A 19,419-nucleotide genomic window follows, 5' to 3' on the forward strand; every position below is an offset into this window, starting at 1 on the left:
ACGCGAGCTTTGGGCACACTGTTCATGGCAACAATCCAAGGACCGCCATCGCGTAACGGTTGATCAATGGAGGCCGATGCGGCCAGCTGCACCGGCCACTGAGCTGGTACCGGAACCTTGGGTGGTCCGGACAGATATGGCCTTCTCATATCAGTGGGTGCGGTGTTGTGGACGAGCCCGATGGGTCACCGACAGATCCTGGGGGCATACGAACCAGTCCTTTGGTTTCATCCATCGTCAGGGGAACCGCGCCTGGGCAAATCGCCTTGCCGGCTACCCAGCCGAGCTCCTGAATGGCCGCTGGGAGGCGGTGGGTGAGGCTGACCCAGTGCGACTGAATGTCACGCCTCGCCAAGTACTTCACCAGGGCATCGACGTTCGGTACGTGTTTGACCGGCGGAAAGTGGGCGGGCCTGAAGGTTCGAACCCACAAATGCAATCCAGCCAGGGCTTGACCGGTGGTCCAGAAGTCAGCACGGGATTCGTCGTCTGTCACCTGCGATGATGAAACTGTTGAGGGCGTGCGCGCCAGGAAGAGTTCGCGGATCTGCAGGCCTTCCTGGAGGGCTCCCGCCAGTGCGACGACGGGATCGGCTGCTGCCTTGAGGCCAACGGCACCGAAGTGCCCGGGCTCCCGGGGGCCGGTGATGACGCAGACCGCTACATGCAAGGGACTTTCATCGTGCGGGACAAACGCGAGGGTGGGCTCAATGCCTTCAGCGCGTGCAGCCGCCACGAGCCGCAGGAAACTCCGTGTCCCGGGCGCGTCGAGAACGTCTGCCGGCATCGCCCCAGACACAAACTTGTTGAGCGGAATCCTCTGGCGCCATGCGGAAAGGAAGGCATCCCGCTCAATGACTTCGCCGATGCCGGATACTTGCGCAAAGCGTTCTGACGGCCCGGAAGCTGCGCCGTTCGGCGAAGGGTCAAAGAAGCGGCTCCAAGGTTCGGGAGACGTGGAGCCGCCGGCGCTGTAGTCCACCACGGCAGCTGGCACATGCGATTCCTGGCCCGTCAGCAAATCCGTTGCCCGATACCACGGGAAGTCGAAGGCGAGGGCAGATGCGCGGCCCAACCCTGCGGTGACGAAATCGATGCGCTTGTCCGTTCCGACGCTCCCGGCAAGAAGATGTTCGACGTCAGCCGCCCCGGGCACCAAAGCGAAACGCTCAACGGCCTCGCCAGCGCCCCGCGTCATGGAGGACCGCTTCTTCACGTCAAAAGCTCCGACGGCGGTTGTGAACCCTTTCCCATCCGGGCACACATTTGCCAGCGAAGCTACGGTACGCCAGAGCCCAACATCGTTGGGCAGGTAGACCGTCGCCTCGGAAACCAGCCCGAACGAAGGATCAAGGGTACGTACAGGATCGATGCTCACCTGCCACACACCCACAACTCGATGTCGTTCAGGCCCGGCACCGGGGTGGCGATACGGACCAGCCGCCGTTCGAGGATGGTGAGACCCTCTGCCAGCACTTCCTCCTCGATGAGGCTGTTACTGACGAAAGCGATGTCGCTCGAATACGCGGACGATCGGTACGTACCCTCTTCATTGAAGCCAACATGGATCATGGTCACGTGTCGGGCCCCGTTCATCGGATCACGACTTTCCACGGTGATGAGGAATGCGTCCTCGCCCAGCGCCGAAACTGTCGTGCCGCCGTCGTGTCCTTCCGAGGCCTGGTGACTGTCCGCGTTGAGTACGGTCAAGAGGAAGCGGCCGTCGGGCGTCAAGCAGTCACGGACGCGGCCGAACAACTCCCTCCTGCCATGAGAATCCATGAGCGTGATGGAACTTGCGCCGAGAACGACGCAACCGTAGCCGCCGTCGACCTCAAATCGGGACATATCCGCTTCGACCAACTGCACCGCCACCCCGCGAGGATTGAATGCCGTGGTTGCGATCCTTTCCGCGAGTATCGCGAGCATTTCCGGCGAAGAATCGACGGCGGTCAGCGAACGTCCGAGGGCAAGGAGGGGGCGGGTGATCCGGCCCGATCCCGCAGCCAGTTCAAGAATGGGGCCGGTGGTTTTACGTGCTGCAGCCAGGATCTCGGGAAGTTCGGTCAAATCGTCAGCGGTGATCTGATCGTAAAGGCGTGACCCTGAAACGCTGTACAAATCCTCGGGTGGATCCATGTGGCCAAGGACGCGCAGGATGGCATCGGCGGACTTGTCGGGTGGGGTATTCATCAGCTCGTGTTCTCCGGGAGTTGGTTGGTGTCCGGGTTACACGCGGGCGGCAGCGAAAGGTCGCGCCGCCCGCGTGCACCAGTTAGGTGGCGGCGATTCCGACAAAGATGCCGGCGATGATGATGACGTCACCAACGCGCATGTACCACGGCGTATCGTCCGGGGTGTCGAGGTTCTCCAGTTCTTCGATGGTCAGCTGCAAGTTCGGGTTTGCGATCATTCCGTTCTCCTTTCTTTGTTGTTGCTCTTTTGTTGTTGGCCCGTTCCGTTTCCGGGACGGTTAGGTAATGCTGACGGCGATAATGCCGATGGCAACTCCCTGGGACACTCCGATGAACCAGTTGTTGAAGTCCGGGGTTTCCAGCGACTCGATCTCCTGGATGGAGATGTTGAGCTGTTTCTGCATTTGCGTTCACCTCCCTTCGCTGCGGGTTGAAGGACTGCGCGTATTCGTCAGGTAATGCTGACGGCGATCCCGATCAATGCGAGGCCCACGGTGATGCCGTGGATGCGTTCGCTCCAGTCGTCAGGGACGTCGATGCTTTCCAGTTCCTCGACGTTGAGGTCCAAGGTCCTGGGTGCAAGAGTGCTGCTCATGGTGCTCACCCCCTTTCCCTTACCGCTCGTAGCTCGCCCACTGGGCCTGGCAAGATTTGTTGTTCCAGCCCTGCTTTGGAGAGGACATGCTGGACCTGCACGGCATCAATGCCCCGCAGCATCGGCAGCCCACCGCCCCAGTTCCGGAGGGCGGCCTCGGAAGTCTTCATCAACGCCTGCTCCCCGATGACGTCCAGACCCGCAATGCCCCAGCGCCACATCAATTGGTTGATGCCTTTGGCGGGGTTGGGATCCAATGAAGGATCCGCATCTACAACCACGGACCAGAGCTTCAGGAGTCTTTGTTGGTCTCCCCAGGCTGCGTTTCCCTTGGCTATCTCAGCCCAGATGGGACCCATCACCGAGGCGGTGGCGGTCATCTTTCGGGCCCCGGTGACGTGGGCGAGTTCGTTGGCGACATACCAGTGCTTCGCTCCGTACGGATCACGGCCGATCAGGGCCCCAGCCGGTGTGGGTCTCCATGCTGAGGTGGGCTGCCGTCAGTCTCAGCTCGGGCGCATCCTCACGTGTCACTCGATTCCCGAGCCGGACGATCCGCGCCAAAAGTGAGTGACCGTCGTCGTCGAACACGCTTGGGCTGCTGCCAATCATGGTCCCTGCCACCCGGAGGAACGCCTCAAGCAACCCTTCGAAAAGCAGCTGCGTGGGCAGGGTGGCGAGATTGTCGGCGTCGAGCACGGCCACGTCACCTGTGAGGTGACGTGAGGAGATCAAACGGCGTCCGACGGCGGTGTCCAGGCACGCTACTGCGCTGACTTCAGCGCCGGTCCCCACGGTTGACGGCATGAGGATGGTGCGGGAGCGCTCGTTTGGATAAGCGACCGGAGGCAGGACTATCAGACCCGAACGTTTGGCATGGCGTTCGACGAAGACCGTGAGGCTCGGGTCCGCAGTGAACAATGCCGCGAGTTTCACTGCATCCATCACGGAACCGCCGCCAAGTCCCACAACTGTCCGAAGTCCGTGTTTGCGGACAAAGCTGCCCACAACCCGCAGGGTTTCGACTGTGACCGGGGCAGCGTTCAGCTCCAGTGTTGGCGCTCCCTTTAGGTCGCGCGCCAACAACGCATCCCTCTGACCCGTGAGTGCCTTGTCCACCACGAGTCCGGTCCGGCCACGGGTGAGTCCGCCGATATATTTGGGTGCCATCCCTGGGTCGAGGACGATGCATCGCGTGTTCCATATGCGATCGGCGATCATGCGAAAACACCGTCGCGTTCCGCCTTTGCCAGCCCATCGACCATGGCCGCATGCAGTTCCCCGAAGTTCTCCCGTGTATAGATCAGTGCTGGCAGCAGCTGGATCCGGCCTGGCCCAGGCTGCACGATTGCCCCGGCTTGATGGATCCGCCGGACGACCGCCAGGACACCGTTCGGAGAAAGGGGTGATCCACTGTCGGTTCGCAGCAGGACGCCCCGCAAGCACCCCCGTCCAGAGGACCCGGCAACCCCTGGACTTGCCTGGAGTTTGGCAATGAGCTGGTCGAGGCCTTCTGACACCCGGTGAGTCAGAGTGTTGTGATCCAGCCTTTTCATCTCGGAGATCGTGGCGAGAACCGCGGCACAGGTAGCTGGGGTTCCGGCTTGGGTTTCGCCGTGGACAAAGACGGCCTCGTTCTTATCGAAGAGCTGGCTTATGCGCTGGCCGATGAGGAGGGCGGCACATGCGCTGGTGCCGTTGGTAAGTCCCTTGGAAGTGACAACGACGTCCGGGGCTTCCCGCCACTCATCTGAAGCGAACCACCCTCCGATACGGCCGAACCCGGTGGCGACTTCGTCAGCTACGACGAGGAAGCCATGCTCATCCCGGTGTTTGAGGAGTGCAGCCAGGAAGGCGTCCGGTACAACTTCCGCACCCGAACCAAGGACGGGCTCAACGACCACCGCTGCTACGCGGTGCCCCTCCCGTTGCATGAGTTGGGCCAACTCCACGCCTCCGTCGTCGAACCGGATATGCCGGACGTTCCGCCTGTCCACCCCATATACGGCTTGGCCGAGGTCGTCGCCGCTGAGTGCCTGGCTGGCGTAGGTGAGCCCGTGGTAGCTGCCGCTTAGCCCGATGACGAGTTTGCGTTCGGGTTGTTTGTCCAGGACGAAGTAGTGGCGCGCGAGTTTCATCACGGCGTCGTTGGCGGCACCTCCGGACGTCGAGAAGAGAATGCGCTCGAAGTGATGCTTCGGCAATTCAAGGAGTGCCGTGGCTGCCTCAATGGCCTTGCGGTGCGCAGTCCGGAAAAGCGGCAGGTAGGAGGCTGTTTCCAGTTCATTGGCTACTGACTCTGCAATCTGTGCATTGCCATAGCCAAGGTTCGTGTTCCACAGGCCGCTCTTTGCGCAGAGTCGTCGCTGCCCGTCCTCGAAATTTACATGGACCCCCCTGGGCCCTGACCGCTGTGTAGCTTGCTGCCTCGAAATCGTGCTGTCTTACAAGTGGAACCCAGAGCGGGACCTGTGCCTGGTGTTTTAGAGGTACGGTCATCTCTTAGTGCCGATGAGGTCAATGCCGAGCTGCTCGAACTGATTCAGGATTGCCGTGACGGATCCTGTTGCTACGGCCTCTGGGACGTTGAGGGCCGACGCTACGACCGCGACGGCAGCGCTGACGTCCCGCAAGTTGGAGATGGCCTCGATGATGGTAGCTGCGTCAATCCCGACCTTGAAGACGCGTCCGGACTGGGTGTCCAAAAGACTGTGCTCGCCACCATGTCGAATGATGAACGGCGCACCGGGCGATGGCAGCTCGCCATTTGTGGATGCTCCGTAGAGGCTTAGGCCGAAGCCAACAAATTGAGTGCTGGCACGGTCCTCCCTGGAGATGAACTTCCAGGCATCCAACGCTGCCAGGTAGCGGGGAATCCATGGTCTGGCGGCCAGCGATTCGCGAACACTTCGGGGGTCGCGAATGGAAGCAATCGAAGACTCCGGCTGCAGCGCGAGCGATCTTCTTTGGAGATCGGAAAAGGGATCGCCGATTCGGCCGATCTTCGCGCCGTACGGACCACTGAGGACTGTTCCGTCGGCCGCAATGTGCAGCCTCGCAAGATCCTGGCAGCTTTGTCCGGTCAACAATCCACGTTCGGCCAAGACTGCGTTGACCTCGATGAGCTGACGAATAAAGTGGCCCGAACGGCGCGCTTCCTCGGCATCGTCGAAGAATGCCAGCCAGTCATCGTCGGAGGTGATGCGGACGAGCGTGACCCCCACAAGATTCACGAAGGGAATGGCTACGTAATCCTGTATCTCCAGGCTGAGCGTGCCGTTCACCAGAAGCTCTTCCCCGGCGGCATCGAAAGTCCCCTGGACTGGAACAAGGCGTTCGTCGTCCGCGTCACCGTTCAGGACAAGAACAACGCATTCCTCACCGGCAAGCTTCTTCGCGTACGGCACATGCTCGGAATTCTCAACAAAAATTGTGCGTCCGGGAATTCGCCCGGATATCCCGGTGATCCACTGATCTACCGCCGCGGCAATGGTCTGTTGTTCATTCAGCGTCAATTACCCAACCCCCAATAGTTTCCCTGTTTCTTGGAACGAAGCTATGGGCTGGAGAAGGTGCCACAGAGGAGGAAATCGAAACTAGGTGGTGGAATGCCCCAAAGATAAGTGCCGCGTGGGGCTATCTAGGTGGAGGGGAATGGTGGTCTAGGTGGTGGAATCAATGCCCGATCATGTCGAGGCAGCCGCCATCCATGACGCCTCCACCTGGGGCGATGTCCACCTCGCCATCCAGCGACACGTATCCATAGACGCAACCGGCAGTGAAGAATCTTTGGGGGAACCTACGATGAACGCGAACTCAGCCAAGCGGATCCGAAGCTACTGGCTAGGTTTAGCCATCTCTTATGGGCTGGCCCTCACTGTTGCGGCCGTGACCGATCGGGAGACCGCCTCAGATGCACCAGCAATTAGCCTCCTCGCGTCTGCCTTCACGGCCGTGGCGATCCTCATTCATGGAACGTCCATAGCGATCTGGGCCGGACCCCTCCTGGGTGGGGTCACCGCCGTCGTCATGTATTTTGGTGCTGGCCAAGTATGGACGGTTCTAAAGTTCGTCTTCTGCGGGCACGGATCGGCCTTCCGAATAGGCAATTCATGACGCGTAGTCGTGACTGCCACAGACCCCGACGGAGTTAAGGTCACCTTCTATTTGTCGCGGGGACAGCATGCCAAGGGCAGCACTTTCTAATGAATTGACTGGAAATGAAACGGTGATTCGTCTATAGTGCCTAATCTATTTTTGGGTGTGCTCATATGACTTGCTGTTCGCCACGACGTCCTATACTGTGATCCATGCATTAATTCAGCAACAGAAATATTTGGGGGGAAAATGGGGAAATTACGTAAGCAAATGGCCGTTATCGCAAGCGCGGCCTTGCTTATCGGACTTGCGGCCACGCCGGCGAGTGCCGAAGTCGGAAAGAAGCTCTCCAATGCTGAAATTGAAGCGCAAATTGATCAGTTTGTTGCAAACAACCCTCAGGACATTGTTGGGCTCAACAAACTTTCAAAGAAGTTGACGGGACAGAGCACCCGAATCTCGCTGAACAATGAGGGTGAGGTCAGCGCGGAGCATGCCCAAGCTGTCCTGAATGGCGAGAGCACGGGGCTTCAGACGATGGCTTTCCCGCAGGACGCCTTCAATGTCTTCGTCACGTACGTGCCGCTGGCACAGGGAAGCCGCCAGTTGAAGGTCTATGGCCAGTGGAACTGGCGGGATGACTTCGTCGGCCAAGGCGCCCCCGAGGACTTGGCTTCCTTGCAGTTCACTTATCCTGACTGTGTTCGGCACGGAAATCTCCTGGCCAATACCGGCAAGTATGATGGAACGGTCACCAATCGTGCCACCCTGCGGGACGCCGGTGTGGGCTCAAAGTCCCCCATTTGGAATATTGCAGATGGTACTTCCGGTTTCGCAAACCTGACCGACAATGGGTACGTCACATCGACGCTGAACGCGGCCAATTGCACAGTTGGTGGTCCGGCGCAGGTGGGAATTGCATTCTCGTACGAGGCAAACCGTGGTGGGAGTGTCGCCAGCGTGTCTGTTGGTTGGGGATTCCTGAACATTGGATATAACAGCCAGGGTGACGTCCTGCGCAAGTCTTCCCAGCCGATCTATGGAGCCCTCTAACTTGGATCTCACTCTCACGCTTTTTGTACCGCTGATCTTTGCGGCAATATTCCTGTATGTCCTTTACGGTGTCATTTATCGTGCCGTAAAGAATGCAATCAAGGATGCTCGTCGTGAACTTGAAAACGATGCGTTGACCAGCCAGGATTCCGGCGGTGCTGAGTCGTAGATTTTGATCTCATGCAGCGAGCCCCGAGATAGCCCTCGGGGCTCGCTGTTGTACGGCAAAGACTCATGGATACTTGATTCCTGCTTTCGAAGCAAGCATCAGTGACAAATTCCTACAGAACCGTCGTCCGCGAAAGCGACAGATCCTTCGTCTCACGGAAGAACAACACCACAACCACCGCGGACACCAAGGCCATCCCCATCAGGTAGAACGCCGGCGCCAACGGAGTCCCGAAGCCAGCCACCAATCCGGTCGCCACGAACGGAGCCGTCCCACCGAACAGGACGTAGGCCAAGGTGTAACCGATCGCAGACCCGGAAGCACGGACCGATGAAGGGAACATCTCCACCAGGGCCGGAACGTTGGACGTACCAATCACCGCAACCAAAGCACCCAGGACACTGGTGCCCAAGATCGCGAAACCGAGTCCCAAAGGCATGATGGAGAATGCCGGAATGGTCATCACCACAAAGCCAACACACGCCACCAGCAGCATCCGCTTGCGGCCGTAACGGTCGCTGGCACGCGCAGCCAAAGGGCACACTGCTGTGTACACCAGCATCGTGACTACGCTCGTAATCATCGATTCAGTGCTTGAGTAGTGAAGGCTCGAGGTCATGTACGCGATCATGTAGCTGCTCATCAGGTAGTAAGCGATCGCGTTGGTGATGCTGTAGCCAAACAGTGTGAAGATCTGCCGCGCGCAAAGCCGGATGGCATCACCCAAGGGCTTCTTCGCCACGTTGCCCCGTTTCTCCAGGCCACGGAACACCGGAGTGTCGTCCACCCTAGACCGGATGTAGAGGCCAATGAGGCCGAGCGGGGCTGCGAGCAGGAAGGGGATTCGCCAGCCCCAAGCCTGAAGGTCGGCCGGGCTCAGAGTCGCAGTAATGGCCGCGCCGAGCAACGCACCGGCAACCGAAGCCAGGCCGACAGTGGCCGGGATGATGCTGGCGTAGGTGGCGCGCTTACCTTCCGGCGCATACTCCACGATGAACGCCGAGGATCCTGTGTACTCACCACCTGTCGTAAAGCCCTGAACCGCACGGAACACGAAAAGCAGAATCGGAGCCCAAATACCGATCACAGCAAAAGTCGGCAGGATACCGATGCAGAACGTCGCAGCGCTCATGATCAGCACGCACAGCCCAAGCATCTTGTTCCTGCCAATCCGGTCACCGTAACGTCCAAAGAAGGCCGCGCCGAGCGGCCTGGCGATGAAGCCGCCGGCGAAGATCGCCCACACGGCCAGGAGTGACGCCGTCGTTGAATAGTCCGGGAAGAAGAGCTTCGCGATGGTCACGGACATGACCGCATAAGCCGCGGAGTCGAACCACTCGACAAAATTTCCGACGGCGGCTGCCGCAGCGACGCGCTTGAGGCTGCGTCGGGGGGAAGACTCAGTTTCAGCGACTTTCTCGGTCATCGTATTCATGATTGTTGTCCTTCGAGGCGGGGAGAGGCTACAACGTGCGGGAGGTCGCGGAGCTGGGCCCGCTGGACTTTTCCGGTGGCCGACTTAGGCAGCGCGGAGACGTATTCAATGAATCGCGGATAAGCGAAGCGGGAGAAGTTCTCCTTCACATGCGCCACGATGGTTTCGCTCAGGTCCGCTCCCCCCGCGTGACCGGGCATCAGTTCGATCCAGGCCTTGATGGACTGGCCGCGGAGCTCATCGGGCACGCCGGTCACCGACACGTCCCGCACGGGATCGAGTTCGCGAATGACTGCCTCCAGCTCATACGGCCCCCACACGGTAGCCGGACGTTTTGATGACGTCATCGGTCCTCCCCAGGAACCAGAAGTAGCCGTCGTCGTCCGCGTAGGCTTGGTCCTTCGTGTGGTACCAATCGCCACCGAACGCGGCGGCTGACGCCTCCGGCATATTCCAGTATCCCAAGGGAAACTGCGGGTTGGATCGCGCACGCAAGCAGATCTCACCCGTCTCGCCGGCCGCCACTTCCTGCCCATTCTCGTCCAGCAACCGGACCTCCCAACCGGGCAGCGGCTTGCCCATCGAGCCCGGCTTCACCGGGACCTCGGGGTAGTTCCCCAGCAGCGGATAAGACTCCGTCGAGCCGTAGTAGTCCAGCAGGGTCACCCCGTACTGCGACTGGAACCAAGCGATCAAGTCCGGCGTCAGCGGCTCGTTGGACGAGCAAACCGTCCGCAGGGACAGCGGGAAGCGAGCACCGGCGTCGGGCACGTCCTCGCGCATCTTTCGCAGGAACGTCGGATTGACCAGGGCGCTGGTGACACCGTGGTGGCTCATGGCGTCCAGCAGCGCTGCGGGGTCAAAGCCACCTTCCGGCCGAAACACGAGGTGCGTGGCGCCGAGCCGAAGCGGGCCCATGAGTTTGGCGAGCGACCACGCCCAGTCCCCCGCGCCGTAGAACACATCGCCGTCGCCGAGTTGGTGGCAGTACTCGAACTCGTTGTGGCCCAGCAAGGTCCGGTGCGCGTGGACGATTCCCTTGGCCCGGCCGGTGGTTCCCGAAGTGTAGAAGATGAGGGCGGGGTCGTCGGCTTTGGTTTCGACGTTCTGGAATTCAGTGGTTTCGGTGGCGATTTCCGGGCTGTCGACGTCGATAAAGGTGCCGTCGTAGTCCTCGAACAGGTGCTTGGCAGACTCCTCGGCGATGATCACCGACGCACCGCTGTCCTCAAGCCTGAATCGGATGGGTTCCGCGGCCCAGAGCAGCGACATCGTGACCAGGATGGCGCCGGTCCGCAGCACGCCCAGATACGCAGCCGGGGTATCGGAGCGCTGCGGCAGCAGGACGGCGACGCGGTCGCCCTTCTTGATGCCGGCTCGTTGGAGGGTTGCTGCGATTTGCCGTGAGCGGTCCTGGATTTCGCCCCAACTCACCTCTCGTTGACCTTCGACGGCGGACTCCAGGATGAGAGCCCGCTTGTCCCTTGGGTGGTGGTCGGCGACGTCGACGGCCATGTTGTAGAGCTCGGGAACCTCCCAGCGGTGGGAGTTTCGTAGTTCGGTGTAGCGGTCTTGGGTTGCTGTGGTTGTCATCGTTTTGCCTCCTGCTTCTGTTGCATCGCGGCTTAGCGGCGGCCAGCGAGGAAGCGGGCCATCTCGCGCTGGGGTTCGCCCGTGCCGTAGGCCTCGCGGTGGACTCGCTTGGCTTCTGCCATGGCGTCCGCCAGGTCGTCATCTTCCAAGCTGCGCAAACGGTTCTTCGTCAGTCGGACCGCACCCGGAGGAAGGAGGCTCAAGCGCGAGGCGAGGTCCTTCGCGTAAGCCAGCACGCGGCCGTCGTCCGCCAAGTAGTTAAGGAGGCCGAGACGCTGGGCCTCGGCAGCGTCCACCAGTTCGCCGGTGAGGACGAACTGGGAGGTCTTGGACTTGCCGAGGATGCTCCACATGGCCCAGATCCCGGTGATGCTTGGGATGCCGGAGAGGACTTCGGGCTGGCCCATGCGTACTTTGGAGTCGCCGACGCGGAGATCCGCTAGTAGTGAGTACTGGAAACCAGAGCCTGCGGCGACGCCGTTGACTGCGGCAATGGTGATCTGATCGAGGTCGCGTACGGCGCGGTAAAGACGGTCAAAACCGTCAATCCAAGCCTCGGCGGATTCGTGGTCCTCCGGGTTCATGGACGCAGTCTCGGCCAGATCCTGTCCGGCGCAGAAGGCGCGGCCGGTTCCCGTGAGGATGACGGTGCGGATTTCGTCGTTGCCTTTGAGGCCTTCCAGGTGGCCGATGAGTTCGTTGCGCATGGCTTCGGTCCACGCGTTGAGCTTGTCCGGGCGGTTGAGGGTGATGATGGCGGTAGGGCCGGTCTGTTCGAAGAGGACATCTTGGGACATTGGGGCGTTTCCTTTGGTTCGTTGGGCTTCTTGGTTCCCATCTGACCATCGGCGAATGTGACCCGTCTAACATCAATATCTACTCGCCTTGATACCAAACTGATATGGTGCGCAGATGGACCTCCACCATCTCAAGTACTTTGTGGTGCTCTCCGAGGAGCTCCATTTCGGCCGCGCGGCACAGCGTCTGCATATGGCCCAGCCGCCACTTTCGCAGCGGATCAAGGACCTGGAGAAAGAACTCGGGGTGCAGTTGTTCCATCGGCGACGCACCGGCGTCGAGCTTTCCGAGGCCGGGGCCTTGCTGCTGGAACACGCGCGCGGAGTCCTGGATCACGTGGCCATGGCGCAGGAATCGATGCGGCGGATCCGGCCTGGCGCTTCGGGCATCCTGCAGGTGGCAGTGCCGCCGGATACGAACCCTGTGGCGCTGTCCACGATGGTTTCTTCGTTTAGCTCGCTTGCCCCTGACGTCCTGTTGAACTTGCACGAGCTCACCACCGTGGAGCAGGTTGAGCGATTGCGCGACGGCGAACTGGACGTTGCGGTGGTCCGTCACCCTTTGAGCAGCGTGGGTTTCGAGTCGGGGCCGGTGTTCTCGCGGGCACTGGGTGTGGTGCTGAATGCCTCGCACCCGTTGGCTTCTGCGTCTTCTGTGCGCTTGGGCGACTTGGCCGGGAGCTCGCTGATCATCTTCCCACGGCACATGGCACCCACCCTGTACGACTCGTTCCTGCACACCTGCCGGGACGCTGGGTACTTGCCAGCGGCAATTGTTCATGCCAGGAACCAGCACTTCACACACGGACTGATCCTGGCCGGCCGGGGTGTGCACTTCAATGAGGAGCCGTGGACGCCTCTTCCCGCTGGAATTGTGTGGCGGCCGCTGGTTGGTGACCCGTTGGCTTGGCGGACGTCGGCGCTGTGGTTGAAGAGCCGGAGGTCAGCGGAAACGGATGCGTTTGTTGCGGCTGTTGGGGCGGGGCTCAGTGCTGGCGGGCATGGGTAGCGGACCACGTTTGCCACCACCCTTGAAGGTCTTCGCGCCTGAAGCGTAACCTGCACGCAGAGAAGCGGAAATTGCAGGATTCGCTAGGAGCACGGCATGAATCTGCTGAGCCAGATACTCGCGGGATCTACCGGCCTCGCGCTGATCAGCGTTGGCATCCTGGAGATCTTCTTCCATGGCGATCAACGTTTCCACCGGATCTTTCTCATCCGACCTGACGACGTGCAGGCGGTGCGGATGCGGGCGATGAACGTTGGCGCCTACAACATCACTTTTGGGCTTGGAATCGCTGTGGGTCTGTGGCTGGTGAACTTCTCGGGCACTCCCGCCAGTGGGTTGGCCATAATTATCTTCTGCTGCGCCTGCCACGTCTTCCTTGGTTTCTGGCTGTGGGTAACGGAGAAGCGCCTTCTGGTCAGCGCCATCGGCCAGGCGCTCTTTCCCGGACTAGCGATCGTTTTCTACATTCTCTTTCGGTAGAAGGGGTGCCGACCGGATCCTTGTAGCGGTATTTTTCGTTACTTTGCGTCAACAGCGGCGCCCGTAAGAGGATCCTCTATCGGACGCTCTGGTGCTTACCTCTGAGAGCCTGGGCGTTAGGTCAGCCGCAGCCTGAGGGCATCCCTCACCGGACATCGCTCACTCGTCCTTCTCAGCCTCCGCATGACTCTTAAATGAGGGGGCCGGCCCGCCCGTCTGCTCCGGCACGTCGCTTCGGGCTTGATCGTCCTGAACGAAAGTAATCCTAATTTGGCTACCCCGCTCAAGGACCGACCCAGCGGACGGATCTTGGGAGGTTACCCAGAACAGCCCTGGCCACGTACGCGAACGGAGTCCAGGCCCGTCAGGGTCCCCGGCGGCGAGACCAAACCCAATGTTCGCCGCCATCTCTTGGGCAATGTGCACAGGCTGCCCAACGAGATCAGGAACAGTCAGCTTCGGACGTTCATCCATCTCTTCTCCTTTGAGCCTGACCAGCTAGAACGGTGAAACCAACCTTCTTCCGTCGCCAAAAATACCGCCGGTGGGTCAGCCGGGCCTGGTCAACCCGGCTTCTCGGTTCCAAAAGCGCGCTGAGTTTGGCCAGCTGGGTGCCCGCTGAAGGATCCTTTTTAGAGAAGTGCGGCGATCTTCTCCGCGGTCACCTTTGCGGAAGCCGGGTTCTGCCCCGTAACGAGTTTGCCGTCAGCGATGGCGTAGGGCACGAACGGGAGCAGGGCCTTTTCATACAACGCCCCGCGCCTTTTCATCTCCTCCTCCACGTTATACGGCACGAGCTTATCCACCCGGGCAAGGACTTCTTCCTGCCACGCGAAGCCGGTTACTTTCCGGCCCTCCACAAGGAGACTGCCGTCGGAAAGCCTGGTGTTGAGCAGGCCGCAGTATCCATGGCAGACCGAGGATACGATGCCTCCTTGTTCCCAGATGTCACGGGTGATCTTCTGCAATCCTTCGCTGTCAGGAAAGTCGTACATGACCGCGTGGCCCCCGGTGAAGTAAATGGCGTCGAAATCGGCCGGGTTAATGCTCTCAGGACTGGCGGTCTTTTCGAGAAGTGCCATTCGGGACGGGTTGGTATGCCACGACTTGGCTGCCTTGTCGTAGCTGGGGAATTTCAGTGAGCGTGGTTCCAAAGGTGCAAAGCCTCCCTGCGGACTGACAATGGTCTGCTCAAAACCGCGTTCCTCGAACACGTCCCAGGCGTGAACCAGTTCGGACAGCCATAAACCGGTAGAGTGCGACGGGTCGTCATAGTGGCTGACATTGGTGACCACGTGGAGGATGCGTTTTGTCATGCTCGTTCTCCTGAAGGTGTAAGCGGATCGGGACTAGCTGGCGGACTTCTTGTTATTGAGCGCAAAGATCGCCGCAACCGCCGACTTGACGCGATCGGCAACGTCTGCGCTGGCTTGAGGCTGCAGCTTGCCGTCGAGATGAAGGAACGCCAGGCCATGCGCCATGCTCCACAGCGCGAGGGACAGGTGAGAGTTGTTCGCCCCGGGTAAGAGCCGCTCAATTGATTGGCTCAACATTTCGTGGAGCTGGTCCGAAGCCTGCACGCGTTCGCTGTCCTTCTCGTCGCATTCGTTGCCAAACATCAAACGGAACACGGCGGGCCGTTTAAGCGCGAATTCAACGTAGGCGACTCCCAGCGCTGCAATCACCATTTCCGGAGCAGCCTGCTCGGCCACGTCAGTCAACGCAGCCTCGAGGTCCGCTCGGAGATCCCCGAACCCTTCGATCGCCACCGCGCTGTCAAGCGCGTCCCTGTCCGCAAAATGCCGGTATGGCGCCGTGGGCGACACTCCTGCGCGACGGGCGACGGCCCTCAAAGAGAACGTCTCCCCCGCCTCCAGGCTCTCAATAGCGGCAGCGAGCAGGGCTGCACGGAGGTCGCCGTGGTGATAAGGCTTTACCGATGTTGACACTGCTAACTTTGCCTCCTACCCTGATGTAAGCAGTGTAAACATATCGCATTAAGAATGCGATGTCACCTAATCAGCGGAGCTCGAAAATGCAGACAATACTGGGCGCAAACGGCCAGATAGCGATGGAACTCGCTCGGGAGCTTCACCGCAACCACACCCAGGACCTGCGGCTGGTGAGTCGCAATCCCCGCAAGGTCAACGAGTCAGATGCACCGGTGAAAGCGGACCTGCTCGATCTTTCCCAGACCACCGCGGCAGTTGAGGGCAGCGACGTCGTGTATTTCACGGCTGGACTTCCGGCGAACACACAACTATGGGAGCAGCAATTTCCTACCATGCTCCGCAATGCGTTGGACGCATCCCGGGCTACTGGCGCCAAGTTCGTCTATTTCGACAACACCTACATGTACCCCCAGGACGACCGCATCCAGACCGAGGAAACCCCATTCGTTCCCAACGGGCGCAAGGGCAAGGTCCGCGCGGCAATGGCGTCCATGGTGCTTGAGGAGATGGCCCGGGGCGACATTCCCATTCTCATCGGCCGGGCGCCCGAGTTCTATGGGCCGGGCCGGACGCAGAGCTTCACAAATGCCCTGATCATCGACCCCTTGAAGGCCGGCAAGAAACCCCGCATCCCGGTGCGGGATGACCGGGAGCGGACGCTGATCTGGACTCCCGACGCGAGCCGGGCGCTTGCCCTCCTGGGCAACAGGCCAGCCGCTTTCGGCCAGACCTGGCATCTCCCTGTCCCACAGGAGCGCCTCAAGTACCGGGAGTTCGCCACCTTGGCGTCGGAAGCCTTCGGCCAGAACCCCGGCTACACCGTCGTGCCGCGGTGGGCCCTGAACGCGGCCGGCCTTTTCGCTCCACAGGTTCGCGAAGTAAGGGAACTCCTGCCGCGCTACGCCCACCACAACCGCTTCGACTCCACTAAGTTCACCCCGCATTTCCCTGAGTTCGCCGTGACGCCTTATCGAGATGGGCTCGCCATCATCCATGCGGAAGCCAACGTAGTCCGGGCTAGCTGACGCCAACCCGTTCCCGAACGGCCGTCACCGTGCTCCTGTTCCTCGCCGACTCTTCGACGGCAGCCAGCACCCGCTGGATTTGGAGCCCGTCAGCGAACGACGGCGACGGCGGCTCGCCCGCGCTGATGGTGGTGAGAAAATCACGGATCTGGTGCGTGAAAGTGTGTTCCCAGCCGATGATGTGCCCCTGCGGCCACCACGCGCCAACGTACGGATGCTCGGGCTCGTTGACCAGAATTCGCCGGGATCCCTGCTCCCGCACGGGAAGCGTGGCGTCCAGGAAACCGAGCTCATTCAGATTCTCCAGATCAAACGTCAACGAGCCTAGCGAACCGTAAATTTCGATCTTGAGCGAGTTCTTTTGGCCCGTGGCAACCCGGGATGCCTCCACCGACGCGCTGATGTTTCCCGTCATGCCAAGGGTGGCCCACGCGGCGTCGTCGACCGTCACTTTTTCCAGACCGTCAGGACCGGGACGCTCGGTGACAAAAGTCCTCAGCGTTCCGGTCACCTCAGTAACGGTTTGGCCCGTGAGGTGCTGGACCTGGTCGATGGCGTGCGAGGCGATATCGCCCAGCGCCCCGGAGCCAGCGGTTTCCTTGCGTAGCCGCCAACTCATGGGGGTTTCGACGTCGGAAAGCCAGTCTTGGAGGTATGCGGCACGGACGTGCCGAATGGTTCCGAGACGACCTTCTGCGATCAGCTCCCGAGCCAATGCCAGCGCCGGAACGCGACGATAGTTGAACCCGATCATGGAGTGCACTCCGTGTGCCTGAGCCGAGGCAGCCGCGTCAGCCATCAACTCAGCCTCACCCAAAGTGTTGGCGAGCGGCTTTTCCACCAGGACGTGCTTGCCCGCTTCCAAGGGCCGCGATGGCGATCTCGGCGTGCATCCAGCCCGGGGCGCAGATGTCAACAACGTCTATGTCATCCCGCGAGATCGCCGAACGCCAGTCAGTGGCGGATTCGGCCCAGCCGTACTTGGCGGCGGCCTCCGCTACAAGGGTGGCGTCCCGGCCAACGAGGACTTTCTGCTCAAAGGCCGGGACGTCGAAGAAGCTGGCCACGTTCCGCCATGCGTTCGAATGGGCCTTCCCCATGAAGGCGTAACCGATCGCAGCCACGCCCAGCGGACGGCCAGCGGACAAAGGGAAAGTGGTCATCGTTCTAGCCCTCCTCGAACCATTTCCGCGCAGGATTGGAAACCTCGGGCGCCTCCCGGAAAACGCCCGGCTGAGCCACCCAGCCAACCCCGTTCGCGATGACCTTCTGGATCTGCGGCTGGTGATACACCGGGTATTCCTGGTCGCCGGGGCTGAAGTAGAAGATCCGGCCCTTGCCCCGGCAGAATGTCACGCCTGAGCGGAATACCTCTCCCCCGGTGAACGAGCTGATGAAGATCAGGTCATCGGGTTCCGGAATGTCGAACAGTTCGCCGTACATTTCCTGCTGAGGAATGACGATCGGGCTTTCAATGCCGGCCGCGATCGGGTGCGAGGGCTTGACCGTCCACACCAGCTCCCGTTCACCTTCGTTGCGCCACTTCAGCGAGCAAGTAGTACCCAGCAGCCTGGTGAAGATCTTGGCGAAGTGCCCGGAGTGGAGAACCACCAAGCCCATGCCACCGAGTACGTGGCGCTGCACGCGCTCCACCACCTCATCAGCGACTTCCCCATGCGCGATGTGCCCCCACCACAGCAGCACGTCCGTTTGCTTCAGGACTTCCTCGGACAGCCCATGCTCGGGATCTGCCAAGGTGGCTGTGGAAATTTCAGAGTCAGGGTAGTAGGCACGAAGCCCGGCAGCGATGGCGCCATGGATGCCTTCCGGATACATCTCGGCCATCATTGAAGGATCGTTGCGGGCCTCGTGCACGGCCTCATTCCACACAACAATCTTGAGTTTTGAATCAGACATTTCAGAGCACCACTTCACGTTGTTCGAGGGCGGATTTGTAGCAAGCATCCAGGACCAGGGCACGGCTCAGAGCAAGCGACCCGTCGTGGCTTCCCCACACCGTCTCGCCACCGCGCACGGCCGCAATGAAATCGTCGACGACGGCCTGGTGGGCTCGCCCGGGTTCGGCCACCACCTCGAAGTCGGCGTTCTCGCCGTTCTTCTCAGTGAAGACGTGGACGTCCGCTACCGGGTTCTCGGAGGCGCCGACCGAGCGCAAGTCCGCTCCGCCGTCGGTCCCGTAAACAGTGAAGTCCATCAAGTCCCGCTCGTCGCGGTAAGTGGCCCAACCCGCTTCCAGGATCAAGGTTCCACCCCCTTCCAGCCGGATGAAGGCCGATGCGAAGTCTTCCACTTCAAACTTATGGCTGGAGTTCGACGCCGTATAGCGGGCGTTGCCGCCGAGGCCGCGCGGGCCGAGTTCGGAATGGGTCGACGCCGAGACGGCCAGAACTTTGGGCTCACCGAGCAGGTGAAGCGAGTAGTCCAGGACGTGCACGCCGATGTCAGCCAGCGGACCACCGCCGGCGAGCTCCGGGTTGGTGAACCAGCTACCCAGCATGGGAATGCCTTGGCGCCGGAGCCAGGATGCCTTGGCGTAGTACGGACGGCCCAGCGTACCGGCGTCGATCACTTCCTTGAGCGCCTGGATGTCGCCGCGGCGGCGGTGGTTGAACGCGACGTCCAGGACGCGGCCAGCCTTGCGGGCGGCGTCCACCATCTGTTGACCCTCGACGGCGTTGCGCGCCAACGGCTTTTCGCTCAGCACATGCAATCCTCGCTCAAGCGAAGCAATGGCGATCGGCGCATGGAGGAACGTCGGCACGGCGACGCTGACGGCGTCGAGACCTTCAAGCTCGATCATGTCTTCCCAGCGGGCGAAGGCGTGGGGAATGCTGTACTCCCCCTTCAACTGGGCAAGAAGGTCGGCTTCCATCCCCGCGACGGCGACAATTTCGACGCCGTCGATATTGCTGTACGCCTTGAGGTGCTGCTGGCCGGCCCAACCGATGCCCACAACTCCCACCTTGAGGGTTGCGGACGGGGCCCTGCTGCTGAATG

24 protein-coding genes and 1 pseudogene are annotated in these 19,419 nt (G+C 60.9%); 6 read left to right on the forward strand and 19 right to left on the reverse strand.

All coding sequences use genetic code 11. The annotated features are described in order from the left end of the window. Window positions 1–145: 145 nt before the first annotated feature. The 9 genes from LDP01_RS10790 to mpaB form a co-directional block, all read right to left on the reverse strand. A complete protein-coding gene (locus tag LDP01_RS10790; protein WP_224088983.1) occupies window positions 146–1,378 on the reverse strand; it encodes a YcaO-like family protein in 1,233 nt (410 codons plus the stop codon). Then, entirely contained in the window at window positions 1,375–2,193 is an 819-nt protein-coding gene (gene mpaM / locus LDP01_RS10795; protein ID WP_224088984.1) for a daptide-type RiPP biosynthesis methyltransferase, read from the reverse strand. Before mpaM ends, LDP01_RS10790 begins: the two co-directional genes overlap by 4 nt. An 82-nt stretch (window positions 2,194–2,275) precedes the next feature. After that, window positions 2,276–2,413, reverse strand: coding sequence for a daptide-type RiPP (locus LDP01_RS10800; protein ID WP_224088985.1), 138 nt, complete (start codon window positions 2,411–2,413; stop codon window positions 2,276–2,278). A gap of 60 nt (window positions 2,414–2,473) precedes the next feature. Beyond that, window positions 2,474–2,599 carry a daptide-type RiPP gene (locus tag LDP01_RS23415; RefSeq protein ID WP_263422270.1) on the reverse strand — a complete coding sequence of 42 codons (126 nt, stop codon included), beginning with the start codon at window positions 2,597–2,599 and terminating at the stop codon, window positions 2,474–2,476. A gap of 47 nt (window positions 2,600–2,646) precedes the next feature. After that, entirely contained in the window at window positions 2,647–2,790 is a 144-nt protein-coding gene (locus LDP01_RS10805; RefSeq protein WP_224088986.1) for a daptide-type RiPP, read from the reverse strand. 5 nt (window positions 2,791–2,795) lie between these two features. Then, window positions 2,796–3,170, reverse strand: a complete 375-nt coding sequence (locus tag LDP01_RS10810; protein WP_224088987.1) for a hypothetical protein — start codon at window positions 3,168–3,170, stop codon at window positions 2,796–2,798. A 64-nt stretch (window positions 3,171–3,234) separates the two neighbouring features. Next, entirely contained in the window at window positions 3,235–4,011 is a 777-nt protein-coding gene (locus tag LDP01_RS10815; protein WP_224088988.1) for an iron-containing alcohol dehydrogenase, read from the reverse strand. Next, window positions 4,008–5,225, reverse strand: a complete 1,218-nt coding sequence (mpaD, locus tag LDP01_RS10820) for a daptide-type RiPP biosynthesis aminotransferase (RefSeq protein WP_224091169.1) — start codon at window positions 5,223–5,225, stop codon at window positions 4,008–4,010. Before mpaD ends, LDP01_RS10815 begins: the two co-directional genes overlap by 4 nt. 60 nt (window positions 5,226–5,285) lie before the next feature. Next, window positions 5,286–6,305 carry a daptide biosynthesis RiPP recognition protein gene (mpaB, locus tag LDP01_RS10825; protein ID WP_224088989.1) on the reverse strand — a complete coding sequence of 340 codons (1,020 nt, stop codon included), beginning with the start codon at window positions 6,303–6,305 and terminating at the stop codon, window positions 5,286–5,288. 163 nt (window positions 6,306–6,468) lie between these two features. Between mpaB and LDP01_RS10830 the strand changes: the two genes are divergently transcribed. The 3 genes from LDP01_RS10830 (at window position 6,469) to LDP01_RS10840 (ending at window position 8,110) form a co-directional block, all read left to right on the forward strand. Then, window positions 6,469–6,906 (forward strand): hypothetical protein, encoded by a 438-nt coding sequence (locus LDP01_RS10830; RefSeq protein WP_224088990.1) that lies wholly within the window; start codon window positions 6,469–6,471, stop codon window positions 6,904–6,906. 252 nt (window positions 6,907–7,158) lie between these two features. Next, the gene (locus LDP01_RS10835) at window positions 7,159–7,941 is read left to right on the forward strand and encodes a hypothetical protein (protein WP_224088991.1); all 783 of its coding nucleotides are present in this window, start codon (window positions 7,159–7,161) and stop codon (window positions 7,939–7,941) included. 1 nt (window position 7,942) lies between these two features. Beyond that, window positions 7,943–8,110: a hypothetical protein gene (locus LDP01_RS10840; protein WP_224088992.1), complete on the forward strand. Its 168-nt coding sequence runs from the start codon at window positions 7,943–7,945 to the stop codon at window positions 8,108–8,110. Window positions 8,111–8,222: 112 nt separating this feature from the next. On the opposite strand, the gene LDP01_RS10845 is transcribed toward LDP01_RS10840, so the two are convergent. The 4 genes from LDP01_RS10845 to LDP01_RS10860 are packed head-to-tail and all read right to left on the reverse strand — an operon-like array spanning window position 8,223 to window position 11,935. After that, window positions 8,223–9,545: an MFS transporter gene (locus LDP01_RS10845; protein ID WP_224088993.1), complete on the reverse strand. Its 1,323-nt coding sequence runs from the start codon at window positions 9,543–9,545 to the stop codon at window positions 8,223–8,225. Continuing rightward, window positions 9,542–9,892 (reverse strand): AMP-binding enzyme, encoded by a 351-nt coding sequence (locus tag LDP01_RS10850; RefSeq protein WP_224088994.1) that lies wholly within the window; start codon window positions 9,890–9,892, stop codon window positions 9,542–9,544. Before LDP01_RS10850 ends, LDP01_RS10845 begins: the two co-directional genes overlap by 4 nt. Continuing rightward, entirely contained in the window at window positions 9,849–11,138 is a 1,290-nt protein-coding gene (locus LDP01_RS10855; RefSeq protein WP_224088995.1) for an acetate--CoA ligase, read from the reverse strand. The genes LDP01_RS10850 and LDP01_RS10855 overlap by 44 nt, the downstream gene beginning before the upstream one ends. Window positions 11,139–11,170: 32 nt before the next feature. Beyond that, entirely contained in the window at window positions 11,171–11,935 is a 765-nt protein-coding gene (locus LDP01_RS10860) for an enoyl-CoA hydratase/isomerase family protein (protein WP_224088997.1), read from the reverse strand. A gap of 115 nt (window positions 11,936–12,050) precedes the next feature. Here LDP01_RS10860 and LDP01_RS10865 point away from each other — a divergent pair, with 115 nt between their 5' ends. Continuing rightward, complete coding sequence (locus tag LDP01_RS10865) at window positions 12,051–12,944, forward strand: LysR family transcriptional regulator (protein ID WP_224088999.1); 894 nt, start codon at window positions 12,051–12,053, stop codon at window positions 12,942–12,944. Window positions 12,945–13,040: 96 nt separating this feature from the next. Beyond that, window positions 13,041–13,424, forward strand: coding sequence for a DUF1304 family protein (locus tag LDP01_RS10870; RefSeq protein WP_224089001.1), 384 nt, complete (start codon window positions 13,041–13,043; stop codon window positions 13,422–13,424). A gap of 159 nt (window positions 13,425–13,583) precedes the next feature. Here LDP01_RS10870 and LDP01_RS23955 read toward each other — a convergent pair whose 3' ends face one another. From LDP01_RS23955 to LDP01_RS10885, 3 genes are all read right to left on the reverse strand, one after another. Next, window positions 13,584–13,898 carry a PASTA domain-containing protein gene (locus LDP01_RS23955; protein ID WP_224089002.1) on the reverse strand — a complete coding sequence of 105 codons (315 nt, stop codon included), beginning with the start codon at window positions 13,896–13,898 and terminating at the stop codon, window positions 13,584–13,586. A gap of 158 nt (window positions 13,899–14,056) precedes the next feature. Then, on the reverse strand, window positions 14,057–14,740 hold the full coding sequence (locus LDP01_RS10880; RefSeq protein ID WP_224089004.1) for a type 1 glutamine amidotransferase domain-containing protein: 684 nt from the start codon (window positions 14,738–14,740) through the stop codon (window positions 14,057–14,059). A 33-nt stretch (window positions 14,741–14,773) separates the two neighbouring features. Next, window positions 14,774–15,373: a TetR/AcrR family transcriptional regulator gene (locus LDP01_RS10885; RefSeq protein WP_224089006.1), complete on the reverse strand. Its 600-nt coding sequence runs from the start codon at window positions 15,371–15,373 to the stop codon at window positions 14,774–14,776. An 86-nt stretch (window positions 15,374–15,459) separates the two neighbouring features. On the opposite strand from LDP01_RS10885, the gene LDP01_RS10890 reads away from it, so the two are divergent. Further along, the gene (locus LDP01_RS10890) at window positions 15,460–16,401 is read left to right on the forward strand and encodes an NAD-dependent epimerase/dehydratase family protein (RefSeq protein ID WP_224089008.1); all 942 of its coding nucleotides are present in this window, start codon (window positions 15,460–15,462) and stop codon (window positions 16,399–16,401) included. On the opposite strand, the pseudogene LDP01_RS10895 reads toward LDP01_RS10890, so the two are convergent. The 3 genes and pseudogenes from LDP01_RS10895 to LDP01_RS10905 all read right to left on the reverse strand — a co-directional run bounded on the left by LDP01_RS10895 (window position 16,394) and on the right by LDP01_RS10905 (window position 19,384). Beyond that, a pseudogene (locus LDP01_RS10895) lies at window positions 16,394–17,564 on the reverse strand (Gfo/Idh/MocA family protein). The gene LDP01_RS10890 and the pseudogene LDP01_RS10895 overlap by 8 nt on opposite strands. Window positions 17,565–17,568: 4 nt before the next feature. After that, the gene (locus tag LDP01_RS10900) at window positions 17,569–18,318 is read right to left on the reverse strand and encodes a ThuA domain-containing protein (protein ID WP_224089023.1); all 750 of its coding nucleotides are present in this window, start codon (window positions 18,316–18,318) and stop codon (window positions 17,569–17,571) included. A gap of 1 nt (window position 18,319) precedes the next feature. After that, on the reverse strand, window positions 18,320–19,384 hold the full coding sequence (locus LDP01_RS10905) for a Gfo/Idh/MocA family protein (protein WP_224089026.1): 1,065 nt from the start codon (window positions 19,382–19,384) through the stop codon (window positions 18,320–18,322). Between the last annotated feature and the right edge of the window lie 35 nt (window positions 19,385–19,419).

It is taken from the genome of Arthrobacter sp. StoSoilB13 (genome assembly GCF_019977255.1).
GTDB lineage: Bacteria > Actinomycetota > Actinomycetes > Actinomycetales > Micrococcaceae > Arthrobacter.